1 pseudogene is annotated in these 546 nt (G+C 32.1%); it reads left to right on the top strand.

Going from position 1 to position 546, the window contains the following annotated elements:
* Window positions 1–546 (top strand): annotated as a pseudogene (locus CQA75_RS08965) (hypothetical protein); the annotation flags it as partial.

A 546-nucleotide genomic window follows, 5' to 3' on the forward strand; every position in this document is an offset into this window, starting at 1 on the left:
TTTAGTGCTAAGGCAAATGCTATATATTCTAATCTAATTGCAGGAGAGTATCAACTTTGTTTAGGTATATTAGGTAATAAACAAGCTTTTTATGATGCATCTATTGAGCTTGCTAGTGCAGGTTTGATGTCAAGAGGTTTTCAAGCTCTTTGGCTTGGAGCACAATTAGGAGATGAAAGAGCTTTAAAAGATTTAAATAATGGCTCCTCTAATGCTTTTATAATGGGAGTTCATGATAACCCTTTAAAAAAACAAATTATCAAAAACTTTGCCAAACATCCTCCCTATGATAAATATGGTATGCTTCCTTTTTTAGATGAATTAATCTCTACAGACTGGATTATAGATCCAAACGAGTATGATTTTATTTATGATATTGATAATGATGTAGTAACAGCAATGTTAAGAGGAATCGATAAGGGTAAATACAAAGATCCAAGAGATGTAGATTCTACTCCTGAAAGCAGATGGGAATTTGATCAAGAAATAGATGCTTATAAAGAAGGTTCTGCAATAAGTTATAGTTATGATATACCTAATCACTGG

This window comes from Campylobacter taeniopygiae (assembly GCF_005406225.1).
Lineage (GTDB): Bacteria > Campylobacterota > Campylobacteria > Campylobacterales > Campylobacteraceae > Campylobacter_D > Campylobacter_D taeniopygiae.